Below are 24,041 nucleotides of genomic sequence, written 5' to 3' on the forward strand. Positions count from 1 at the left end.
TTTATTTTTTTACAGAGAATGCAAACGAGAAGGCTAGGAAGGATTGCTGCTTTCCCATTTTTAAGGGTGTGCTATAATATGAGCATATTTTAAGAAAAGTGGAAAGGCGAATATTATGGAGCCGAACGAAACAAATAGACTACTTAAAGGGGCATTGCTTTTAACCTTAGCCGGAATAGCTAGTAAAATTCTAAGTGCAGGATACCGCGTCCCTTTACAAAATTTAACGGGGGATTTTGGATTTTATGTTTATCAGCAAGTATACCCGATTCTTGGTATTGCTTTGGTACTTGCATTGTATGGATTTCCAGCAGCGATTTCTAAGCTGAAGACAGACTTTGAGGCAGAGCAGTATCCAATATCTTTTCGAAATTTCTATTTTCCTATATTTGTTATAGTTGCTGTCGTGAATGTTGCGTTGTTCCTCGGTCTCCAGCTAAATGCACATCCACTGGCTCAATTTATTGGCGATGACCGACTAGTATCAGTTTATCAGACGGTTGCTTTTATTTTTCTTTTTATCCCTTTTACTGCTTTTTTGCGTGGTGTGTTTCAAGCAAACCACCAGATGAAGCCGACTGCTTACTCGCAAGTCATGGAACAATTTGTTCGGGTTCTAATTATCATTGCCGGTGCTGTTATCATTAGTAAACAAGAAATTGACATTTACAGTATCGGAAAAGTAGCTGGCATCGCCTCGATAAGCGGATCAATTGCTGCTTGCATCGTATTAATTTTTTTTATGCGTAAGTATCGGCCTCCGCTATTGCATAAGGCTAGCAAAACTTCTGTGCCGTGGTTTCGTTTTTTGCGAAAGCTGATAATACTTGGTGTCGTTGCATCTATTACACATATGGTTTTATTGATAATACAATTTGCGGATACGATTTCATTAGTTCCAGCTTTACTAAATTACGGATTAACGAAAGAGGAAGCGATGGTAGCAAAAGGAATCTTCGATAGGGGGCAACCACTAATCCAGCTTGGAACCGTATTAGGATCTTCTTTTGCGCTTGCATTTATGCCAGCTGTTTCGAAACGTAATTTAAAGCAGCAATTTCGCTCCCTTTGCATGCAAATTGAAAGCGGACTTGTCATTGGTTTTTATTTAGCGATTGGAGCTACGGTAGGATTAATTATGATTTTCCCAGCAGCTAATATTTTGCTTTATCAGGATAGTAGTGGGACTACCGTGTTACAACTATTAATGCTTGCCATCGTTTTAAGTGCATTGTCTATTACCGTTGCATCTGTTTTACAAGGGTTAGGAATGATTAAACGAACGGCAGTTTTTATTGGGCTTGCTTTTTTGTTGAAATGGGGTTTGAACCTTTTGCTTGTGCCTTTTTGGGGCTTGCTTGGAGGTTCAATCGCTACTATTTTAAGCTTGTTGCTATTTTGCATATTAGTACTATATTCGTTAAAACGATATATTCCGACACTTTCATTGCTACGAAAAATTAAATGGCCAGCCTTTATTAGAGCAACGCTAAGCATGATGCTGTATGTTGCTAGCTGGAATTGGCTTTTGCCAAACCCGGATGAAGTTGCAAGAACAACACTGCTTTTAATCGTTACCTTTATTTCTCTTACAGGAGGGGGCATTTATATGCTACTTCTTATTCGCGGAAATGTATTTACACAGAAAGAACTGGCTATGCTGCCATTTGCATCTTTCTTTATTCAATTAACTAAGGAGGGAAATAAGAAGCATGAATAAAATTGAAGTGATCGGTCTTGGAGCCGGTGATTTAGATCAATTATCGATCGGATTATATCGTAAATTAACAAAAGCAGAGCAAATGGTTTATGTTCGGACGACGGAACATCCTGTTGTACAAGCTTTACAGGAGGAAGGTGTTTCATTTAAATCATTTGATGAGATATATGCATCCGAAACAGCATTCGAGCAAGTTTATGAAAGGATTGCTGCCGTACTTTTAGAAAAGGCATCGGAGGAAAATGTGATTTATGCTGTTCCAGGACATCCGATGTTAGCCGAACGGTCGATACAGCTTCTTTTACAGCAACAGGAAGTTGACATTGAAATTTTAGGGGGTCAAAGCTATTTAGATGCCTTATTTTCCTCGCTTCGCATTGATCCGATTGAAGGCTTTCAATTTGTAGATGCTGCTACATTTCAACGAAGTGAGCTTAATTATCGTCAGCATTTAGTGTTTTGTCAGGTGTACGATCAATGGATTGCTTCTGAATTGAAACTAACGCTACTTGAAGATTTGCCACCTCATTATGAGGTAACGATTGTCGAGGCAGCTGGAAGTAGGCAAGAACAAATAACCGTTGTTCCATTGGAAAAATTAGACCATGCTTTTAAACAGAGTAACTTAGTTAGTGTATATGTTCCGCCAGCTGAAAAGGAAATGCTTCATCATACGTTTGATCGGCTAAAAGAAGTAATCGCTGAATTACGAGGTCCAAACGGTTGTCCGTGGGATAAAGAGCAAACACACGAATCATTACGAACCTATGCGATTGAAGAGGTGTATGAATTAATCGATGCCATTGATGAAATGGATGATGAAGGCATCGTGGAAGAGCTTGGTGATATGCTTTTACAAGTAATGCTTCATAGTCAGATTGGTACTGATGATGGCTATTTTACGATTGACGATGTTATTGCTTCGATTACGAATAAAATGATTTACCGACATCCACATGTATTTGGCGACCTTTCTGTCGGATCTGTTAACGAAGTGTACAAAAACTGGGAGCAGTTAAAAAAAGAAGAAAAAGGTGACACACGTAAAACGGTGCTTTCGGGAATACCCTCTCATTTACCTGCCTTGGCTAAGGCATTTAAGCTACAACAAAAGGCTGCAAAGGTCGGATTCACTTGGGAGCAAGCTGGTGAAATATGGGACAAGCTTCAGGAAGAGCTATTTGAAGTGAAGCAAGCGATAAAAGAAGAAGACCTGGTTGAAGTGGAAAAGGAATTTGGTGATGTGCTGTTTGTTCTTGCTAACTTAACAAGATATTATGGCATTAATCCGGAAGTGGCTTTGAATAGAGCGAATCAAAAATTTATTTCACGGTTTGGTTATATCGAACAACAGTTGGAAGCATTAGGGAAGAAGCCAGAAGAAGCTACGCTTGAAGAAATGGATGCTTACTGGGAACAAGCAAAAGAAAGAGAGGGATTATGATGCGTTTAGATAAATTTTTAAAAGTATCTAGATTAATTAAACGTCGTACGTTAGCAAAGGAGGTTGCTGATCAAGGTCGGATAACGATTAATGGAAATCAAGCAAAGGCATCCTCGGTTGTTTCCGTTGGAGACGAGCTCGTCATTCAATTTGGACAAAAGCTTGTAACGATAGAAATAACAGCTTTAAGAGAAACCGTACGAAAAGAAGAAGCGGAAACATTATATAAAATATTAAAGGAAGAAAGAAAGGACTAGCCATAATTGTTTTTCATTCGTATATTATTGCATTAAAAAAGTAGGTTTGCATAGTTCTATACTTGTCCTCCCTTTCATACAGTAATAATGATAAGGGAGGACGGAAAATATGAATAATATGAATTTTTATAACCATAATGAATCGACAACACGACATACAGAAAAAGATCATCAGTTAAAAATTAACAATAGGAAGCTACTAGAGATAACCGGAGTCCGAGAGGTTGATAGTTTTGATAATGAGGAGTTTCTTTTAGAGACGGTTATGGGCTATTTAATCGTTCGTGGACACAATCTACAACTAAAAAATTTAGATGTAGGTGAAGGAATTGTCTCAATCAAAGGGAAAATCTATGAAATCTCCTATATGGACGATCAGCACCAGGAGAAAGCTAAAGGAATATTTAGCAAGCTATTCCGATGACGTTAAGTGTGCAGTTCACTGCGATGATATCCATGATTATAAGTGGATTTTACCTTGGACTAATTCGCGATACGTTTTTACGCTTTCGTGTACACTGGAAAAGCAATACGTTTCTTTTGTACTTTTTAGAGGTGTGCTTTTGGACAACCCAGATGTTTACGCTGTTCTATGTATTGTTTCTAGTAAATGCCGGTGAATTACGCGTGTATATCTTTGTCGCGTGCTTACTTGGTTTTGCAACCTATCAGGCAATCGCGGCAAAGATATACAAAGCATTACTAGAAAAGATAATTCATATCACCACAAGCATCTATCATTTTTTCTCATCCTTGATCAAGACGATTATTGTTAATCCAATTAAATTTATTATTCAATTGATCATTCGTGTGCTTGTTTTCTTTTTAAATCTACTTGCAGCTACTTTGCTTTTCATTGCAAAGCTCCTCGTTTTTCCTGTAATATGGGTATTGAAACAGTTTTACCGAGTGTTACCAGATAGAATTATAAATATTTTCCACAAAAATAAAGGATTTTATAGTAAAATAAAGAATATATATAGTAAAATAAAGCGTTTTTTCGTTGCAAAGAGGAGGTAGTAGTTCGTGTCTAGTAGAAAAAAAACAGTCGCACAAATCGATTCTAGCTATATGAATCAATACAATGCACATGTAGAAAGACAAAAGCGAAAAAAGCAACGCTTAGTTCGCCGCCTTGTTTTATTTTCCGTTATTGTAATGTTAGCGATTGGGAGCATGACTACATATCATTTTAAGCAACGCGCTTTAAAGGAAGAAAAAATAAAGCAATATGAGCAGCTTGAACAAGAGCTTGCTACCTTGAAAAAGGAAGAAAGCAATTTAAAGGAAGAAATTGAGCTACTAAATGATGATGAATACATTTTAGAAATTGCTCGCACGAATTATTTTTTCTCTAAAAAAGGTGAAATAATCTTTAATAATCCGGACAAAGATCCGTCTTATTGACACATTTTCACCCTGTTGGATATACTATGGTAGTAAAGGATGTTCAAAATACGTCAAGTAACCAATGCTGGCATTTTTGAACAGCCATTAATATAGCTATTTCAAAATATTAAGGAGGAGCATTTTTTAATGTCAATTGAAGTAGGCAGCAAGCTGCAGGGAAAGGTAACCGGTATTACTAATTTTGGGGCTTTTGTTGAATTGGAAAAAGGAGTAACAGGGCTCGTGCACATTAGTGAGGTTGCCGAAAATTACGTAAAAGACATTAATGAGCATCTCACTGTTGGAGATGAAGTTGAAGTAAAGGTCATTAATGTTGAGAAGGATGGCAAAATTGGCTTATCCATTAAAAAAGCTAAGGAAAAACCAGTTCGCCAAAGAAATACGAGAGAACGCACAGAATCGTTTGAATCGAAGATGAGTCGATTCCTTAAAGATTCTGAAGACCGTTTAGCCTCTTTGAAGAAGCACACGGAATCCAGACGCGGAGGTCGTGGTGCTAAAAGAGGATAGCAGTTGCTGTCTATCGAGATGAGTGCTCTATCATATAAACGAAATGAAAGCAGTTACTGTAATGGACGGTAACTGCTTTTTGCTTTCTTTTTGTAAGTTAATCTTTGATAGAAAAAAGGCTCTTCATATGTAACATACATATGAAGAGCCTTTTGGTTTTATGATAGCGGCGGAGGGGATCGAACCCACGACCTCACGGGTATGAACCGTACGCTCTCGCCAGCTGAGCTACGCCGCCAAATAAAGTCAACAAAAGATATAATACAACAGCCTGTCTATTGTGTCAATAGAATTTCGTTAAAATGCGAGTGAAAGCAGGAAATATGCATTACGTATGGAATGATAAATAGAGAATAAAATTGGATTTTAATGGAGGGAACAGTCGGTGGACAAAGATATCTTATTTAACCAAGTAAAAACGTATCGAAAAGAAACGCTAGAAATCACGCATGATGTGACTGAAGTAGAAGCAAACATTATTCCGAACGGGTTCCATAATAATATTCGCTGGAATTTAGGGCACATTTATTTGGATCAATATTTATGGATTCAAGCAGTAACGAGGGAAAAAAAGGAAGGGCTGGATCATTTTAATAAGTGGTTCGGTTTTGGAACAAGTCCTGCAGATTTTACAAACAGTACACCAACCATGTCCGAGTTAAAGCAATTGTTAGTTGAACAGCCGAATGACATACTTGCTCGATATAGTCATCGGTTAAATGAGCCCTTTGAGCCGACAGAAATGGGTATATATACAATAGAGCAGGTGCTAATCAGAACGATCTACCATGAGGGATTACATGCTGCTACAATAAAAACTCTTAAACGTTTCATATAAATGGCTGACATACGATTTGTTTTTTCGTGGTTAAATGATATTTTCGTCAAATTATTCCAGATGCCTAATTTAGTTTAACTGCATCATTTCACACGCAAAACATACCTGTGTCGTTTAAATGGGTACGTAACAACAATTATGCAAAGCGCAGCTTACAGAAAATCGCATGTAGAAAAAAGCTTGTCTCTTTAGAAACGAGTCGAACGATTTCTTGAACAAGCTCTCTTCTTTTGACAAAAAAAGCATTTCCTATGTGCTTTAATGAGGTTTAAAGAGGAGGGCTTTATATGATGGATTCTATATCAGGATTGGAAACAAAAGCTTTAGACCGAGACAAGACCAGCCTAGAAAGGATGAGGTATAGGTTCCTGACAAAGGCGATGAAAATATTATTAGAACAAGGTTGGCTATACTATTTTGTGGGCTTCTTATTAGGACGAGCTGTTATATTATCTACCGTTTCTCCATTTACGGTCGCGTTTTTGGCGACATTATGGTTTATACATCGCGAAAAAGCGGCAAAGGCAACGATTGCGATGCTTATCGGAGCATTCACGTATTCTGTGCCACAAGCTGTCTTTACAGGTGTATCCATGCTTTCGTTTTTGCTTTTAGCAGCTTTGTTTAAGCATGCTGGACGACAGCAGTTATTATTGCCTTTGTTTGTTTTTATTTCTACCGTAACGACACGTTTGTTTATGTATTCGTTTACTGGAACTTTATCGTCTTATGAATGGATGTTCCTCCTTGTGGAAGGAGTACTCGGTACTATCCTTGTACTAATCTTTATGCAAAGTGTTCCCCTTTTATCACCAAAAAGATATAAACCTACTTTAAAAAACGAAGAGATTGTATGCATGATTATTCTGCTAGCCTCGATCTTAACTGGTATGATTGGTTGGCAATTGTACGGGGCTTCTATTGAACAAATATTTTCTCGCTATTTTGTGTTGCTTCTCGCTTTTGTTGGAGGAGCTGCCATCGGTTCAACCGTAGGTGTTGTGGCTGGGCTTATTTTATCTTTAGCGAATGTTGCTAATTTATATCAAATGAGTTTACTAGCTTTTTCAGGTTTGCTGGGCGGTTTGCTGAAGGAAGGAAAGAAACCGGGCGTAGCAATGGGGTTACTCGTTGGAACGTTTCTTGTTGGCATTTATGGAGATGCGGCAAATCTTCTTCCGTCTCTTATGGAATCTCTTTTTGCGGTTATGCTATTTATCGTAACGCCAGCAAGCTGGATAAAAAAAATATCAAGATATATTCCTGGAACGGAGGAATATTCCCATCAGCAAGAACAATACTTACAGAAAGTTCGTGATGTTACTGCAAAGCGGGTAGAGCAGTTTTCCGATGTCTTTGAGGCATTATCAAAAAGCTTTATTACGGAAGACCATCCGTTACAAGTTGATTTGGAAGAAAAAAGAGAAACAGATTATTTTTTAAGCCAAATAACAGAAAAGACGTGCCAATCATGTTTTATGAAAGAACGCTGTTGGCAACAGCAGTTTGATAAAACCTATCATCTAATGGAAAGCATGAAAGTAAATCTCGTTGAAGATTCTCAAATTAATCGAAGGCTAGTACATGAATTTGAAAACCATTGTGTGAAATCGAAAAAAGTTATTGAGGCAATGGAGGAAGAAGTATCGTATTTCGAAGCCCACCGAAAGTTAAAGCAGCAAGTGCTGGAGAGTAAACGGCTTGTTGCCGAACAGTTAAAAGGTGTTTCTGAGGTGATGGATGACTTTGCCATCGAAATTTTAAAGGAACGAGAGCATCATGAAAAACAGGAGATGCAAATTATTCATGCACTAAAGCATCTTGGGATTGAACTTGAAAAGCTAGAAATATATAAGCTAGAGAAGGGCAATGTAGATATTGAGATGTCTGTATCGTTTTATGATTATTGTGGGGAAGGACCAAAGCTCATCGCACCAATGTTGTCGGAAATTCTTAATGAGATGATTGTGGTAAAACGAGAGGAAATCTCTCCATTTCCTAACGGTTATTCTTTTCTCCAATTCGGTTCTGCTAAAGAGTTTGTCGTAGAAGCAGGTGTTGCTAACGCTGCAAAAGGTGGAGGCGTTGTGTCTGGTGATAGCTATACAACGATTGAGCTGGGCGCAGGAAAGTATGCGATGGCGATAAGTGATGGAATGGGAAATGGGAGAAGAGCTAAAGAAGAAAGTAGTGAAACACTTCGATTGCTCAAGCAAATACTGCAAACAGGTATTCCAGAGAAAGTCGCCATTAAAACGATTAATTCGATTCTCTCATTGCGAACGACAGATGAAATGTTTGCAACGCTTGATTTGGCAATCATAAATTTACACAATGCATATGTAAGATTTTTAAAGATTGGCTCGACACCGAGTTTCATAAAGCGTGGCGATGAAATTATAAAAATAGAAGCAAACAATTTACCAATGGGAATTATTCCTGAATTTGATGTTGATATTGTAAGCGAACAGCTGTTATCTGGGGATGTACTAATCATGATGAGTGATGGAATTTTTGATGGGCCAAAGCATGTAGAAAACACGGATATTTGGTTAAAACGAAAAATACGTGAGCTAAAGACCGATCAACCACAGGAAATCGCGGATTTATTATTAGAGGAGGTCGTTCGAACAAGATCTGGAGCGATTGAAGATGATATGACGGTGCTTGTAGCAAAAGTGGAAAAAAACACGCCTGAATGGTCCCCTGTTCCTATTTTTAAAGGAGCAGCTTTATAAATGCATCGCCCTTTTTCCCTTCAACCTCGGCGGTAACTATGCATTAGCATGGAGAATTATCGAGTCACTAGTATAATCTTATACGGATTTGGTGATGATGATAATGGAAAAAGTTGGAGGTGTAAATGGTGAAAAAGGGGACGCTAAAACAAATTTTGCTTATAACAGATGGCTGTTCCAATAAAGGTGAAGATCCAGCAGCCACAGCAGCACTTGCATATGAGCAAGGAATTGTTGTGAATGTAATTGGTATTTTAGACGATGATCAAACAGAGCAACCAGAGGGACTCCAAGAGGTAGAAGATATTGCGTTATCTGGTGGCGGGGTAAGCCAGCTCGTGTATAAAGCAACTTTATCGCAAACGGTGCAAACTGTAACAAAGCAAGCAATGACACAGACGTTGCAAGGGTTTGTGAACCTTGAACTCAAACAAATTCTTGGATCAAATGAAACGATGGATGATTTGGCCCCAGAAAAACGTGGAGAAATTATGGAAGTTGTGGAAGACCTTGGTGAAACGTGTGATTTAGAAGTGCTTGTTTTAATTGATACGAGCGCTAGTATGAATGATAAATTGCCAACGGTAAAAGAAGCGTTGATCGACTTATCTATTAGCTTAAATTCACGGATAGGACGCAATCGCTTTTGTATCTATAGCTTCCCAGGGAAACGAAAGGATATAGAAAAGGTGTATGATTGGTCACCAAAGCTTGATTCGGTATCTACTGTATTTCCGAAGCTTTCTAGTGGTGGAATAACGCCGACCGGACCGGCTATTCGAGAAGCAATGTATCAGTTTAGCAAGAAGAGCTTACGAAGGAGCCTTAGGAAAAATGATGAACAAGATATCGAGGAAGCATGATTTTCTTATTAAACCAGGGATGAAAATTACAGGGAAATGGCATAATCATACGTATGTGATTAAAAAAAAGCTCGGAAGTGGTGCAATTGGAACGGTCTACTTGTGCGAAACAAAAGGATCTTATGCTGCTTTAAAGATTAGTGATAAGAGTGCTTCCATGACTACGGAAGTAAATGTACTTAAATCATTAGGAAAGGTCCAAGGAAATCGTCTTGGACCTTCTTTACTAGATGTTGATGATTGGATAAATCCGATTGGACAGAAATATACATTCTATGTGATGGAATATATAAAAGGAGAAGCGGTTCGCCCTTTTATTCAGCAGAACGGTAATGAGTGGATCGGTGTATTTATGCTACAATTGCTCGATGATCTTGAAAAGCTACATAAGTCTGGTTGGGTATTTGGTGATTTAAAGCTCGAAAATCTTTTAATCACCGCTTCTCCAACTCGAATCAGATGGATTGATGTTGGTGGAACAACGCTAATTGGTAGAGCAATTAAGGAATACACAGAGTTTTATGATCGGGGCTATTGGGGGCTTGGTTCAAGACGGGCAGAACCGAGCTATGATTTGTTTGCTTTTGTTATGGTTATTTTGAGCATTTATTATCCACATAAATTTCATCGTGAAAACCCTTCGCAAACGACGACCACGACGACCATCTTTAAAAAAATCGATGCCATAAAAACGCTAACCCCTTACAGCATTTGTTTAAAAAAGGCGATAACCGGAAAATATGAAACAAGTGCTCAAATGAAGCAAGCAATCCAAACGGTCCTTTATCAAGCAGAGAAGAATCATCAGGAAATAACAAATCAAAAGCCATTTTTGATGGAGTCCGTTGGTATTCTTTTTGTGGCTGGAGGGTATTATTTTATTTCGCTATTACTATAATGGAAATACGGACAATACCAACAGGAGTATGTTACACTTAAGGAACATAACTAATGGCTGGAGATGGCGTTAAATGGAACAGAAAGTAACTGCTTTTATTAGGGACCACGATCTACTTAAAGAAGGGTCTAAGGTGCTTGTTGGTGTTTCAGGGGGACCGGATTCGATCGCGTTATTACATTTCCTTCATTCGAAGCGTGAAGCGTGGAATTTAACCCTTATTGCAATCGCGGTTGATCATCAGCTGCGTGGAGATGAAAGTAAAGCCGATGTACGCTTCGTTGAAACGATATGTGAGAAATGGAACATATCGTTTGAATCTACTTCGATAAATGTTCCATCCTATAAACAAGCAGAACAGCTAGGAACACAGGTGGCTGCAAGAAAGCTACGTTACTTCTTTTTCGAAAAAATGATGGAGAAATATGATGCGGATTATTTGGCGTTAGGCCACCATGGAGATGATCAAATCGAGACGCTCTTGATGCGGTTTGCTCGTATATCTGATGCCCGGTTTTTGCAAGGCATCCCATTCAAACGTGAATTTGCAGGGGGATATATTATTCGTCCATTACTAGCAGTAACGAAAAAGGAAATCGAGCAATATTGTGCGCTGCATAACGTGGCATATCGTATCGATCCATCCAATGAACATATGGATTATACACGAAACTTTTTTAGAAAAAACATGCTGCCATTACTAAAAGAAAAAAATAGTAATATACATACTACTGTACAACGATTGAGTGAAACATTAGCAGAGGACGAATCGTACTTGCAACAGGAGGCTAAAAAACTATTTGAGCGTACGGTAAAGCTCAACAAAGATGCAAAAACAGCGCACCTAGAAATTAGTGCATTTCAATCGTGTCCAACTGCTTTACAAAGGAGAGCCTATCATCTAATATTAAACTATCTATACCAAGTGTTACCGAAGAATTTATCATATGTACATGAGGAACAGTTTTTCTCCTTGCTAAAAAGCACGGATGGTCATGTGCAAATCGATTTTCCTCATCATTTAAAGGTGGAAAGGTCTTATCACACCGTGATGTTTTATTTTGAACAACAGCATCCTCAAGCAACTCCATTTTTTCATCATTTGTTGGAAGTTCCAGGGAAGGTTGTCTTGCCGGATAACTCTACATTAACGGCTACGCTTACGAAGCATCCAGAAAAACAGGATGCGCATACATATCATTGTCTGGTTGAAAGTGTTTCTTTGCCATTACATATAAGAACACGTCAGTCTGGTGATCGAATGAGCTGGGATGGACTTAGAGGAACGAAGAAAATTAAGGATATCTTTATCGATGCTAAGGTTCCGATGTCGAAGCGGGATAGGTGGCCGATCGTAACCGATCATGATGGGAATATATTATGGCTTATTGGTTTGAAAAAGGGTCAAGCCCCTTTAAGTAAGCGAGAGAATACCTCATTTATTACATTATTTTATGAAAAAGATAGCAACCAGGAGGGACAATGAACGTGCATAATGATATGGAGAAGGTATTAATTACAGAAGAAGAAATTGCAGCAAAGTGTAAGGAGCTTGGCGAAAAGCTTACCGAAGAATATAATGGGAAGTTCCCTTTAGCGATTGGCGTTTTAAAAGGAGCAATGCCATTTATGTCTGACTTGCTTCGTAATGTAGAAACGCATTTAGAAATGGATTTCATGGATGTTTCCAGTTACGGTGGTAAAAACATGCAATCTTCAGGTGAAGTGAAAATTGTAAAAGACCTAGATACCAAGGTTGAAGGCAGAGATTTACTAATCATTGAAGATATTATTGATAGTGGACTAACACTTAGTTATTTAGTTGATTTATTTAAATATCGTAAAGCAAAGTCCATTAAGATTGTAACGCTACTCGATAAGCCATCAGGAAGAAGTGCAAAGATTAAAGCAGATTTAGTTGGATTTGAGGTTCCGAATGAGTTTGTTGTTGGATATGGACTTGATTATGACGAAAAATACCGCAATCTTCCATACATCGGTGTACTAAAGCCCAAAATATACGGTGGCGAAGAATAATCTAGTACGTAAAATCGATCCCTCGAAATGATTAAGATTATTTTACGTTTCATAAGTAAAATTAGTTGTCATGCAACTTTTTACTATGGTACTATTTAATATAGTTTTTCCCGTTTGGGAGGAGGTAGGCAATGAATCGCATATTTCGGAATACGTTCTTTTATTTGCTCTTATTGCTCGTTGTAATTGGAGTCATTGGAGTATTTAATGGACAGAACGAACAAGCTAAAGAATTTAATGTAAGAGAATTTATGCAAGCGTTGAATAACGATGAGATTAAAGAAATGACGTTGCAGCCAGCACATGGCATAATGCGCATAACAGGGGTACTGGAAAAAGAAGATAAGCAGTTTATTGCTCAAGTACCAGATAATCCCGATATCGTTAAAGATATAACAGAAAGAGCAACGGAACAAAGCGTGCTAAAGGTTAAAGAAGCAGAGCAACCAAGTGGATGGGTAACTTTTCTAACTGGCATGATTCCGTTTCTCATACTCGGATTATTCTTCTTCTTTATTCTTAGTCAAGCTCAAGGTGGCGGCGGTGGCCGTGTAATGAATTTTGGAAAGAGTAAGGCGAAGATGTACAGTGAAGAAAAGAAGAAAGTCCGTTTTAAAGATGTAGCTGGTGCAGATGAGGAAAAACAGGAATTAGTGGAAGTCGTAGAATTCCTTAAGGATCCTCGCAAGTTTTCCGAGTTAGGTGCTCGAATACCTAAAGGAGTGCTTTTAGTAGGACCTCCTGGAACAGGTAAAACATTACTTGCCCGCGCAGTAGCAGGAGAGGCTGGAACGCCATTCTTCTCTATAAGTGGATCTGACTTTGTGGAGATGTTTGTTGGGGTCGGTGCATCCCGTGTTCGTGATTTATTTGAAAACGCGAAAAAGAACGCACCGTGTATTATATTTATTGATGAGATTGATGCAGTTGGACGTCAACGTGGTGCCGGTCTTGGCGGTGGTCACGATGAAAGAGAACAAACGTTGAACCAATTGCTCGTTGAAATGGATGGCTTTGGTGCAAATGAAGGAATCATTATCATTGCAGCGACAAACCGTCCGGATATTCTTGATCCTGCACTTTTACGTCCAGGCCGTTTTGACCGTCAAATTACCGTCGATCGACCAGATGTTAAAGGACGTGAAGCAGTATTAAAGGTTCATGCGAAAAACAAGCCGCTCGATGAGACGGTTGATTTACATGTAATTGCTTTACGGACACCAGGTTTTTCCGGTGCAGATTTAGAAAATCTATTGAATGAGGCTGCCCTTGTAGCAGCTCGTCAAGATAAAAAACAGATCGACATGCTTGATGTAGATGAAGCAATTGATCGTGTAATTGCAGGTCCTGCGAAGAAGAGTAGAGTAATCTCAGAAAAGGAACGTAATATTGTTGCATATCATGAAAGTGGGCATACCATTATTGGTATGGTGCTTGATGATGCAGATATGGTGCACAAGGTTACTATCGTACCTCGTGGTCAGGCTGGTGGTTATGCAGTAATGCTTCCAAGAGAAGACAGATACTTCATGACAAAACCAGAGTTGTTTGACAAGATTACCGGCTTGTTAGGTGGTCGTGTAGCGGAGGAAATTATCTTTGGAGAGGTAAGTACTGGTGCCTCCAATGACTTCCAGCGTGCAACAAACATTGCACGAAAAATGATTACTGAATATGGCATGAGTGAAAAAATTGGTCCATTGCAATTTTCTAGTGGTGGTGGAGAAGTATTTTTGGGTAGAGATATTCAAAATGAACAAAACTACAGTGATACCATTGCGTTTGAGATTGATAAGGAAATGCAAAACTTTATTAATCATTGCTATGACAGAGCGAAAAAGATTCTTACCGAGAATAAGGATAAGCTTGAATTGGTTGCACAAACGCTTCTTGATGTAGAAACGTTGGATGCAAAGCAAATTAAATCCTTGTTCGAGGATGGGGTGCTTCCTGAGCCTGAAGAAGCCGAGGAAGAAAAGCAGGGGGATAAGCCAGCACCAGCGAGCGATGTAAAAGTAACGATTAAGTCAAAGGACGATGAATCGTTAGAGTCACCGGAGTCCTTTGAAGAAGCGAAGGAAAGAGCGAATGAAAAGCTCAAGGAGAAAAGGAATGAAGAAGATACAGCTGAAGATGCTGTAAACGATGAATCCGATTCTTCAGATGAAAATAAGAAAAATTAAAAGTATGTATAAGGCGGTCTCTCAAAGTGGAGACTGCCTTTTTAATGGGTCAATAAATAAAATAACCATTACACGAGTTGGGACATTTTCGGATTGAAAATTATTTATGGTATATTTATAGAAAGCAATGATTGATGACACAAGCAGGAAGGTATGATGTGAGTATGCTTTTTGTATTAGATGTAGGAAATACAAATACAGTCCTTGGCGTATTTGAAAAACATAACCTAAAGTATGAATGGCGTATAAAAACAGATCGATATAAAACGGCAGATGAGTTTGGTATGCTAATAAAATCGCTGTTTAATCATAGGGGCTTAGACTTTGCAGCAATTAATGGCGTTATTATTTCTTCTGTTGTACCGCCTATTATGTTTGCATTGGAAAAAATGTGTAGAGATTACTTTCATACTGATCCCCTTGTGGTAGGGAAGGAAACAGTTCGTTCTCATTTAAAAATGAGCTATCCAAACCCACAGGAAATTGGTGCAGATCGTATTGTAAATGCGGTAGGGGCAATAAAAGAATATGGTGCTCCTTTAATTATTATTGATTTTGGTACTGCGACGACATATTGTTTTGTTAATGAAAACCGTGAGTATTGTGGGGGAATTATTTCCCCGGGAATAAATATTTCTATGGATGCGTTATATCAAAAGGCTGCAAAGCTTCCGAAGATTGAAATTGAAGCTCCTGCAAATGTCATTGGTTCTTCTACGGTAGAAGCAATGAAGTCTGGCGTTTTTTATGGTGCTGTAAGCCAAGTTGACGGGATTGTAAACCGAATGAAGCAAACAATAAGTCAAGATCCAAAAGTGATTGCTACTGGTGGGCTTGCGACATTAATCGCGGATGGCTCGGAAACAATTGATATTGTCGACCCACATCTAACATTAAAAGGCTTATATGAGATTTATCATAGCAATAATTAGTGTTTGAATTAGAATATTTAATAAACTGAATGCAAGGGAGAATCAACCTCATGGAAGATTATTTAGTAAAAGCAACCATTTATGAAGGAAAAGTAAGAGCATATGCGATTACTTCAACAAATATGGTAGAAGAGGCAAGAAAGCGTCAAGATACGTGGGCGACAGCAACAGCGGCTATGGGTCGGACTCTTACAATTACAGCTTTAATGGGAGCAATGATGAAGGGTGATGACACAATCACTACGAAAATTGAAGGAACGGGACCAATCGGCGCAATTGTTGCAGATGGAAATGCAAAAGGAGAGGTTCGCGGTTATGTTTCGCAACCACATGTTGATTTTGAAACGAATGCAGCAGGAAAGCTGGATGTAGCAAGAGCGGTAGGAACAGAAGGAAGTCTTAGTGTTGTGAAAGATTTAGGATTACGAGACTACTTCACTGGAAATAGTCCAATCGTATCTGGAGAGATAAGTGAGGATTTTACGTATTATTTTGCTGTATCTGAACAGGTTCCATCTGCTGTTGGTGCTGGGGTATTAATTAATCCGAATCACTCGGTATTAGCTGCAGGTGGATTTATTATACAAATTATGCCTGGGGCGGACGACGAGTTAATTACAAATTTAGAAAAAAGAATTCAATCATTCCCGAGTATTTCAGCATTGATCGAAGAAGGCAATAATCCAGAACAGATTTTACAACGACTATTTGAAGAGGAACAAATTAAGTTCCATGAAAAAATGCCAATTACATTCCGATGTAAATGCTCGAAGGAACGGTTTGAAAAGGCAATTATTGGGCTTGGAACGGATGAAATCCAACAAATGATTGATGAGGATCACGGGGCAGAAGCGGTTTGCCATTTCTGTAATGAAACGTATCATTTTGAAGAGGAGCAATTAAAAGCATTAATTGAAAAAAACGAAAATGTATAGCGTACCAATTGCTGAATGAGGAAAGGGAGTAAGGTATGACGAGAAGATTTTTGTTATCGATTATAGTTGTGCTTCTTATTACAAATGTAGCAACTTTACTATTATGGTCGAGAGATGGAGAACAGCAAGTTGTAGATATTGGCGATGGCGAGAAGGAAGTTGACCGAAAAAAAGCGGTAGCAACTATTGGCAAAGAAGAAATAAGCTTTGATGAATGGATGCAGGCAATGCGAAATACGCATGGGGAAAGACAGCTAAAGGGCATGATTGATCGTGAAGTAGTCAGTCAGCTAGCACATAAAAAAGATATAAAGGTTCATGATAAAGTTATTGAACGAGAAATAGCTTATCTTACTTCCATGCAAGGAATACGTTCAAAAAAGGAAATGGAAAAGCAAATAACGAAGTGGAAAAGCGATATTGTTTATCGGTATCAGCTTGAAGCGCTCTTAACAGAAGATGTTCGTATACCAGAGGAAGAACTAAAAGCGTATTTTGATGGCTATCATAAGCAATATGATTTTAGTACATCGATTCAGCTTTCGCATATTGTTGTTAACGATATGGAGACAGCAAAGAAAGTAAAAAGAGAGTTGGATGAGGGGGCGTCATTCGCTTTACTTGCAAGAGAATATACGACAGATGAAGAGTCAAAAAAAGACGGAGGTTACCTCGGTTATTTCACGGAAACAAGTCAATTTTTACCGGATGGTTATTATGACCAAGCTTTAAACATGAAACAGCATACGTATAGTGAGCCTTTTGCAGTAGGGAATGGAGCAGCTATTATTTACTTACATCGTTTCATACCCGAAATCCAATTTTCTTATGAAGAACTAAAACCATATATTAAGTCAGAATTAGCATTAGAAAAAATGGAGCAATCATTGACGGCTGATCCGTTGTGGAAAGAGCTAAAGGTAGACTGGATATATAATGAAAAATAACAAGCCTAAAAAAGCAGTATTGTTGACATTTTGTAGAAGAAAACATACATTATATATAAATCCTATAAGTTTACTATGAATTAAGGAGGAATAATAATGCGAGTTGCGAATAACATCAGTCAATTAATTGGGCAAACGCCGATTGTACAATTGAAAAAAGAGCAAGATGATGCTGCTGATATTTTTGTAAAGTTAGAGTTCATGAATCCGGGAAGCTCTGTAAAGGATCGAATCGCATTAGCGATGATTGAAGCTGCTGAAGAAGAAGGTCAATTATCAGATGGAGATACGATTATTGAACCTACAAGCGGAAATACTGGAATTGGACTTGCGATGGTTGCAGCTGCTAAAGGCTATAAGTTAGTTGTTGTTATGCCTGATACAATGAGTCAGGAGCGGAGAAATATATTGCGCGCGTATGGGGCAGAGCTTGTGTTAACACCTGGTGCAGAAGGTATGAAAGGTGCCATTAAAAAGGCGGAAGCGTTAAAAGAAGCAAACGGCTATTTTATGCCACAGCAATTTAATAATAAAGCAAATCCTACCGTACATGAACGGACAACTGGAAAAGAAATTGTTGAACAAATGAAGGACGGACTGGATGCGTTTGTTGCGGGCATTGGAACAGGAGGTACCATTACAGGTGCTGGAAAGGTATTGCGAGATGCGTTTAAAGACATTTCGATTTATGCAGTAGAACCAGAGGATTCAGCTGTACTTTCTGGTGGAACTGCAGGACCACATAAAATACAAGGACTTGGTGCGGGATTTGTTCCCAAAATATTAAATACAGATGTTTATGATCATGTCATTAAAGTCTCGAATGAGGAAGCATTTGCAACTTCAAAGGAAGTAGCGAAAACAAATGGTATTCTTGGTGGTATATCTGCTGGAGCGGCCATCGCAGCAGCAAGAAAGGTAGCAAAAGAGCTTGGAAAAGGAAAAAAAGTTCTTGCTATCTTACCTGATAATGGTGAGCGTTACCTGTCAACACCATTGTATCAATTTGACGAAGAAAAATAACAATTAAAGGCAAAGGACGGCATGGGAAAACCATGCTGTTCTTTTTGCTATGAAGTGTGTTGTAAATCGCGTGCTATCAGTGTTGGTTTTATTTTGTAGAATCAATAAATAGGCGACATCAATTTTCGCATATGATACGATAGAGCAAGATAATTGTTTAGGAAGGTTGGCGTACGATGAAGCTAGTAACAAAGAAAAAAACCTTTGATTTATCAAAGCGAACACATATTATGGGAATTGTAAATGTTACACCGGATTCTTTTTCAGACGGTGGGTCGTATGTAACTGTTGACGATGCGGTAGCCCAAGCAGTCCGCTTGGAAAAAGAAGGTGCAGATATCATTGATGTGGGTGGTGAATCAACAAGACCAGGACATGCCCCCGTGTCTGAGGAAGAAGAAATAGCGCGTGTTGTTCCAATTATTAAAGCGATTAAGGAAAAGGTGTCTATTCCAATTTCAATTGATACGTATAAGGCAGAGACAGCAAGGCAGGCGGTTGAAGCTGGTGCAGAAATTATTAATGATGTATGGGGAGCTAAAAAAGAGCCTGAGATAGCGAAGGTTGCAGCAGATTATGATGTACCCATCATTTTAATGCATAACAGAAATAATAAAGCATACCATTCGCTTGTTGATGATATGAAACAGGATTTAAAGGAAAGCATTGAAATTGCTAAACAAGCAGGAGTGCCAGAGGAGCATATTATTCTGGATCCAGGTATTGGATTTGCGAAAACCGCACAGCATAATTTAACTGTAATGAATCATTTAGAACAATTTGTAGAAATGGGATATCCTGTGCTGCTTGGTACCTCTCGCAAAACTTTTATAGGAAATATATTGAATGCAGACCCCAAAGAAAGGGATCTAGGTACAGGTGCAACAACCTGTATGGGAATTATTAAAGGCGTGCAAATGATTCGCGTGCACAATGTAAAAGTAAATGTGGAGATGGCTAAAGTAATGGATGCAATGGTAAGAGAAGGAGCAAGGGCTGATGGATAAGATTGTTTTAACAAATATGCAATTTTACGGATACCATGGCTTACTTCCAGAAGAAAATAAGCTAGGTCAGCGATTTCAGGTAGATGTGGAATTGTTTACAGATTTAAGTAGAGCTGGTAAAACGGATAACATGCATGATTCCATTCATTATGGACAGGTTTATGAATTGGTAAAAGAGATCGTCGAAGGAGAGGCTAAAAATTTAATCGAAGCGGTAGCTGACTTGATAGCGACTAAATTACTCGCCACGTTTGATTTATTGGACGCATGTCTTGTACGTGTGAAAAAGCCTGATCCGCCAATTCCTGGTCATTATGAAGCGGTATCAGTAGAAATATTACGGGAGAAAGATCATGAATAAAGCATTTATAGCATTAGGTACAAATATTGAACCACGTTTTCGTTATTTATCAGAAGCAATGGAACGATTAGCAGCACATCGTCAAATATCCGTTTGTAAAGAGTCCTTGATTTATGAAACGGAACCGGTTGGTTATAAGGAACAAGCAGATTTTTTAAACAAAGTTATTGCTGTGGAAACAACTTTATCAGCAATAGAACTACTGGATGTCTGTCAAACAATTGAAAATGAACTAGGCAGAAAACGAGAGATTCGCTTTGGTCCTAGAACAATAGACCTTGACATTTTGTATTATAATAACGAAAATATAAAAACGGAGCGATTGATTGTTCCTCATCCAAGAATGATGGAGCGAGCATTCGTGCTAATCCCATTACTCGAGCTTGTACCTGAGCTTGTAATAGGGGAAACGTTTGTAAAGACTTTGCTGGCGGAGCTTCCAGAAAGCGATAAGAAAGGCGTAAAAAAATGGACACAAGACGAGTTGGCAGGAGAATAAAAGGATATCGGAAGTTAAAAGGATATACACAGGCTCAATTTGCCAAAGAAATTGGTGTACCATTAACAGTACTTGGTGCTGTAGAACGTGGTGTTCGCAAGCCTCCTGAATCATTGCTTGATGAAATAGCAGCAAAGCTTGAAATAGAGAAGGAAGAAATGATCATGCAACAAGGTGAGAAGGAGGACTGATCTTGTTTAAGATTGGGAATATAACGATTCCGAATCGTGTCGTGCTTGCACCGATGGCTGGCGTATCCAATTATGCTTTCCGTCTAACGGTGAAGGAGTTTGGAGCTGGACTAGTAACGGCAGAAATGGTAAGCGATAAAGGCATAGTCAATAAAAACAAACAAACAATGAACATGCTATTTATTGATGAACAGGAAATGCCGATGAGCTTGCAAATTTTTGGTGGTGAAAAAGAGACATTAGTCGAAGCGGCACAATTTGTTGATCAAAATACGAATGCAAGTATTATTGATATAAATATGGGGTGCCCTGTTCCAAAAATTACGAAATGTGATGCAGGTGCGCGTTGGTTGCTAGACCCTGATAAAATTTATGAAATGGTTTCAGCTGTAGTCAGTTCTGTCGAAAAGCCCGTAACCGTAAAGATGCGTAGTGGCTGGGACGAGGAGCATATCTATGCGGTTGATAATGCAAAGGCTATTGAAGCAGCTGGAGCAAAAGCACTGGCAATTCATGGGCGGACAAGAAAGCAATTGTATGAAGGCGTTGCAGATTGGGAGATTATTAAACAGGTAAAGCAAGTCGTATCTATTCCTGTAATTGGGAATGGAGATGTTGATAGTCCGCAGATTGCTAAAAAACGTCTTGATGAAACGGGTGTAGATGCAGTCATGATAGGTCGTGCAGCACTTGGAAACCCGTGGATTATTTATCAAACCGTGAAGTATTTAGAAACAGGTGAATTGATTAAAGATCCGACACCAAAGGAGAAAATTGATGTTTGTATCCTTCATATGGATCGACTGATTCAACTAAAGGGAGAAAAAGTTGCGGTTATGGAAATGCGCAAGCATGCAGCTTGGTATTTAAAAGGATTAAACGGAAACGGACAGGTTCGCAGACAAATAAATGAAACGGAATCTAGAGAAGCAGTAGTGGAAGTCTTGTATGCTTATGTGGCCAAGCTTGAAGGAGAGCATAAAGCGTCTTAACAAATGAATAAGCATCCGTCAGGTTGATAATCTGGCGGATTCTCCTTTTGCAAAATTGGTTGGTAACGTCGTACTAGAATCTAATATGATAACTTTATTGTTTTTAACATTGTGCAAATCATGCCCGTATAGATAATAATGGATGAAAACAAATGCAATCTTATATATACTAGTGGTTAATAAGGATCGTTACTGTTAACCATACATATAAAGGAATAATTGGAGTGATATACATGTCGGAAGAATTAAATGAACATATGCGTGTTCGCTATGAAAAAATGGAGGATCTCCGCACCCGAGGTATCGACCCATTTGGCGGAAAATTTGAGCGTACAGATTTAGCGGAAGATTTAAAACAACGCTATGATAAATATTCGAAAGAAGAGCTAGAAGAAAAAAGCACCGATTTTGTTGTGACAATCGCTGGGCGGGTTATGACAAAGCGTGGTAAAGGGAAAGCTGGATTTGCTCACATTCAGGATGCTAGTGGACAAATTCAAATTTATGTTCGTAAAGATGCAATTGGCGAAGAAGCCTATGGCATTTTTAATTCCGTTGATTTAGGAGATATTGTTGGGATTACGGGTGCTATGTTTAAAACAAATGTAGGCGAGCTGTCTGTGAAAGCAACGGAATTCCAATTACTAACGAAGGCTTTACGCCCATTACCAGAGAAATATCATGGTTTAAAAGATATCGAACAACGTTATCGTCAGCGGTATCTTGATCTAATTACGAACATGGATAGTAAAGCAACATTCGTACTTCGCAGTAAGATTATTCAAGAGATGCGAAGCTATTTAAATGGACAAGGCTTTTTAGAGGTTGAAACACCGATGATGCATGGAATCCCAGGTGGAGCAGCTGCTCGTCCATTTGAAACGCATCATAATGCATTAGACATTCCATTATATATGCGCATTGCAATTGAACTGCATTTAAAGCGTCTTATTGTGGGTGGTATGGAAAAGGTTTATGAAATTGGTAGAGTATTTCGTAATGAAGGTGTATCGACACGTCATAATCCAGAATTTACGATGATCGAATTATATGAAGCATTTGCTGATTATCGTGATATTATGGCTTTAACAGAAAATATGATTGCTCATATTGCAAAACAGGTATTAGGAAAAACTACGATTATGTATGAGGGACAAGAAATTAATCTTGAACCGAAGTGGAAGCGAGTGCATATGGTTGATGCTGTGAAGGAGCATACTGGTGTAGACTTCTGGAATCATATGAGTGATGAAGAAGCGAAACAGCTAGCGAAAGAGCACCATGTAGAAATAACGGATGCAATGACATACGGCCATATTGTAAACGAATTTTTTGAACAGAAAGTAGAAGAGAAATTAATACAGCCTACATTTATTTACGGCCATCCAGTAGAAATTTCTCCGTTGGCGAAAAAGAACAAAGAGGATGAGCGCTTTACCGACCGCTTTGAATTGTTTATTGTTGGTCGTGAACACGCCAATGCATTCAGTGAGTTGAATGATCCGATTGATCAGCGCGAACGGTTTGAAGCACAAGTGAACGAAAGAGCACAAGGAAATGATGAAGCTCATTTAATGGATGAAGACTTTTTAGAGGCACTGGAATATGGAATGCCTCCAACTGGTGGATTAGGAATTGGCATAGACCGTCTGGTCATGCTCTTAACAGATTCTCCATCCATTCGCGATGTGCTATTGTTCCCGCAAATGCGTAATAAATAATGAATATTGAAGTATATTGGACACCCAGGCTCACGGTTGAGCTAGGGTGTCTTTTTCTATCCTTTACACTACACCTGGTCAGAATTAGAATTTAACTACTACTAATAGTGTTTGATAAGGGTTTGATTCGGATAAATAAATGTAAGGAATTTTTTACCACATTTTTTCTTGGTTTTTCATCTTGATTTAAGGGAATAATCATGGTAAATTTAATAACGTTGCTTCACGAAGAAAGTATGAATGAAAGAATCTTTCCCGTGAAATGCAACTAAAAATTTTGTTGACACACCATAGCAAACATGGTATATTTAAAAAGTCGCCAAATTAGCAACGCAGGTTGGTGACAAGCGCAATTCTTTATAAAAAAACGAAAAAGAAATAACAAAAAAGTTATTGACATTAAAGAGTGTGCATGGTATGATAATCAAGTCGCCAATTTGAACGGCGAATTATTTTTTGCTCTTTGAAAACTGAACAAAACGACCAGTATGTCAAGAAAAACGGACCTCGTTTTTCAAAATAAAATCAGAAGCAA

The 24,041-nt window shown here is 38.5% G+C and carries 24 protein-coding genes and 1 tRNA gene; 24 read left to right on the top strand and 1 reads right to left on the bottom strand.

Going from position 1 to position 24,041, the window contains the following annotated elements; genetic code table 11:
- The first annotated feature begins 115 nt into the window (after positions 1-115).
- The 7 genes from QBK89_RS09095 to QBK89_RS09125 all read left to right on the top strand — a co-directional run bounded on the left by QBK89_RS09095 (position 116) and on the right by QBK89_RS09125 (position 5,341).
- A complete protein-coding gene (locus tag QBK89_RS09095) occupies positions 116-1,720 on the top strand; it encodes a putative polysaccharide biosynthesis protein (protein WP_284140727.1) in 1,605 nt (534 codons plus the stop codon).
- The gene (gene yabN / locus QBK89_RS09100) at positions 1,713-3,164 is read left to right on the top strand and encodes a bifunctional methyltransferase/pyrophosphohydrolase YabN (RefSeq protein WP_284140728.1); all 1,452 of its coding nucleotides are present in this window, start codon (positions 1,713-1,715) and stop codon (positions 3,162-3,164) included. The genes QBK89_RS09095 and yabN overlap by 8 nt, the downstream gene beginning before the upstream one ends.
- On the top strand, positions 3,164-3,421 hold the full coding sequence (locus QBK89_RS09105) for an RNA-binding S4 domain-containing protein (RefSeq protein ID WP_284140752.1): 258 nt from the start codon (positions 3,164-3,166) through the stop codon (positions 3,419-3,421). The genes yabN and QBK89_RS09105 overlap by 1 nt, the downstream gene beginning before the upstream one ends.
- A gap of 118 nt (positions 3,422-3,539) precedes the next feature.
- Positions 3,540-3,845, top strand: coding sequence for a sporulation protein YabP (gene yabP / locus QBK89_RS09110; RefSeq protein WP_284140753.1), 306 nt, complete (start codon positions 3,540-3,542; stop codon positions 3,843-3,845).
- Complete coding sequence (yabQ, locus tag QBK89_RS09115) at positions 3,842-4,441, top strand: spore cortex biosynthesis protein YabQ (RefSeq protein WP_284140729.1); 600 nt, start codon at positions 3,842-3,844, stop codon at positions 4,439-4,441. The genes yabP and yabQ overlap by 4 nt, the downstream gene beginning before the upstream one ends.
- A 6-nt stretch (positions 4,442-4,447) precedes the next feature.
- Positions 4,448-4,828, top strand: coding sequence for an FtsB family cell division protein (locus QBK89_RS09120; RefSeq protein WP_284140730.1), 381 nt, complete (start codon positions 4,448-4,450; stop codon positions 4,826-4,828).
- A gap of 129 nt (positions 4,829-4,957) precedes the next feature.
- Positions 4,958-5,341, top strand: a complete 384-nt coding sequence (locus QBK89_RS09125; protein ID WP_284140731.1) for a S1 domain-containing RNA-binding protein — start codon at positions 4,958-4,960, stop codon at positions 5,339-5,341.
- Between the two features lie 164 nt (positions 5,342-5,505).
- Here the strand turns inward: QBK89_RS09125 and QBK89_RS09130 are convergent.
- A tRNA-Met gene (locus QBK89_RS09130) sits at positions 5,506-5,579 on the bottom strand.
- 147 nt (positions 5,580-5,726) lie between these two features.
- Between QBK89_RS09130 and QBK89_RS09135 the strand changes: the two genes are divergently transcribed.
- The 17 genes from QBK89_RS09135 (at position 5,727) to lysS (ending at position 23,506) form a co-directional block, all read left to right on the top strand.
- Entirely contained in the window at positions 5,727-6,179 is a 453-nt protein-coding gene (locus QBK89_RS09135; protein ID WP_284140732.1) for a DinB family protein, read from the top strand.
- A 287-nt stretch (positions 6,180-6,466) separates the two neighbouring features.
- Entirely contained in the window at positions 6,467-8,917 is a 2,451-nt protein-coding gene (gene spoIIE / locus QBK89_RS09140; RefSeq protein WP_284140733.1) for a stage II sporulation protein E, read from the top strand.
- A gap of 128 nt (positions 8,918-9,045) precedes the next feature.
- Positions 9,046-9,780, top strand: coding sequence for a vWA domain-containing protein (locus QBK89_RS09145; protein ID WP_284140754.1), 735 nt, complete (start codon positions 9,046-9,048; stop codon positions 9,778-9,780).
- Positions 9,752-10,678: a protein kinase domain-containing protein gene (locus QBK89_RS09150; RefSeq protein ID WP_349774625.1), complete on the top strand. Its 927-nt coding sequence runs from the start codon at positions 9,752-9,754 to the stop codon at positions 10,676-10,678. The genes QBK89_RS09145 and QBK89_RS09150 overlap by 29 nt, the downstream gene beginning before the upstream one ends.
- Positions 10,679-10,751: 73 nt before the next feature.
- The gene (tilS, locus tag QBK89_RS09155) at positions 10,752-12,164 is read left to right on the top strand and encodes a tRNA lysidine(34) synthetase TilS (protein WP_284140734.1); all 1,413 of its coding nucleotides are present in this window, start codon (positions 10,752-10,754) and stop codon (positions 12,162-12,164) included.
- 2 nt (positions 12,165-12,166) lie between these two features.
- A complete protein-coding gene (hpt, locus tag QBK89_RS09160) occupies positions 12,167-12,715 on the top strand; it encodes a hypoxanthine phosphoribosyltransferase (RefSeq protein ID WP_284140756.1) in 549 nt (182 codons plus the stop codon).
- A 131-nt stretch (positions 12,716-12,846) separates the two neighbouring features.
- Positions 12,847-14,898 carry an ATP-dependent zinc metalloprotease FtsH gene (ftsH, locus tag QBK89_RS09165; protein WP_284140735.1) on the top strand — a complete coding sequence of 684 codons (2,052 nt, stop codon included), beginning with the start codon at positions 12,847-12,849 and terminating at the stop codon, positions 14,896-14,898.
- Between the two features lie 164 nt (positions 14,899-15,062).
- Entirely contained in the window at positions 15,063-15,830 is a 768-nt protein-coding gene (locus QBK89_RS09170; RefSeq protein ID WP_284140757.1) for a type III pantothenate kinase, read from the top strand.
- Between the two features lie 50 nt (positions 15,831-15,880).
- Positions 15,881-16,765, top strand: coding sequence for an Hsp33 family molecular chaperone HslO (gene hslO, locus QBK89_RS09175; RefSeq protein ID WP_284140736.1), 885 nt, complete (start codon positions 15,881-15,883; stop codon positions 16,763-16,765).
- 35 nt (positions 16,766-16,800) lie between these two features.
- The gene (locus QBK89_RS09180; protein WP_284140737.1) at positions 16,801-17,712 is read left to right on the top strand and encodes a peptidylprolyl isomerase; all 912 of its coding nucleotides are present in this window, start codon (positions 16,801-16,803) and stop codon (positions 17,710-17,712) included.
- A 96-nt stretch (positions 17,713-17,808) separates the two neighbouring features.
- Positions 17,809-18,735, top strand: a complete 927-nt coding sequence (gene cysK, locus QBK89_RS09185; RefSeq protein WP_284140738.1) for a cysteine synthase A — start codon at positions 17,809-17,811, stop codon at positions 18,733-18,735.
- A gap of 176 nt (positions 18,736-18,911) precedes the next feature.
- Positions 18,912-19,742 carry a dihydropteroate synthase gene (folP, locus tag QBK89_RS09190; RefSeq protein WP_284140739.1) on the top strand — a complete coding sequence of 277 codons (831 nt, stop codon included), beginning with the start codon at positions 18,912-18,914 and terminating at the stop codon, positions 19,740-19,742.
- The gene (folB, locus tag QBK89_RS09195) at positions 19,735-20,103 is read left to right on the top strand and encodes a dihydroneopterin aldolase (protein ID WP_284140740.1); all 369 of its coding nucleotides are present in this window, start codon (positions 19,735-19,737) and stop codon (positions 20,101-20,103) included. The genes folP and folB overlap by 8 nt, the downstream gene beginning before the upstream one ends.
- Positions 20,096-20,602, top strand: a complete 507-nt coding sequence (gene folK / locus QBK89_RS09200) for a 2-amino-4-hydroxy-6-hydroxymethyldihydropteridine diphosphokinase (RefSeq protein WP_284140741.1) — start codon at positions 20,096-20,098, stop codon at positions 20,600-20,602. Before folB ends, folK begins: the two co-directional genes overlap by 8 nt.
- Positions 20,572-20,793, top strand: a complete 222-nt coding sequence (locus QBK89_RS09205) for a helix-turn-helix domain-containing protein (protein WP_284140742.1) — start codon at positions 20,572-20,574, stop codon at positions 20,791-20,793. The genes folK and QBK89_RS09205 overlap by 31 nt, the downstream gene beginning before the upstream one ends.
- A gap of 2 nt (positions 20,794-20,795) precedes the next feature.
- Complete coding sequence (gene dusB, locus QBK89_RS09210) at positions 20,796-21,785, top strand: tRNA dihydrouridine synthase DusB (protein ID WP_284140743.1); 990 nt, start codon at positions 20,796-20,798, stop codon at positions 21,783-21,785.
- Positions 21,786-22,018: 233 nt separating this feature from the next.
- Positions 22,019-23,506, top strand: a complete 1,488-nt coding sequence (gene lysS / locus QBK89_RS09215) for a lysine--tRNA ligase (protein ID WP_284140744.1) — start codon at positions 22,019-22,021, stop codon at positions 23,504-23,506.
- Positions 23,507-24,041 lie beyond the last annotated feature (535 nt).

Source organism: Virgibacillus sp. LDC-1 (assembly GCF_030137545.1).
Lineage (GTDB): Bacteria > Bacillota > Bacilli > Bacillales > Amphibacillaceae > LDC-1.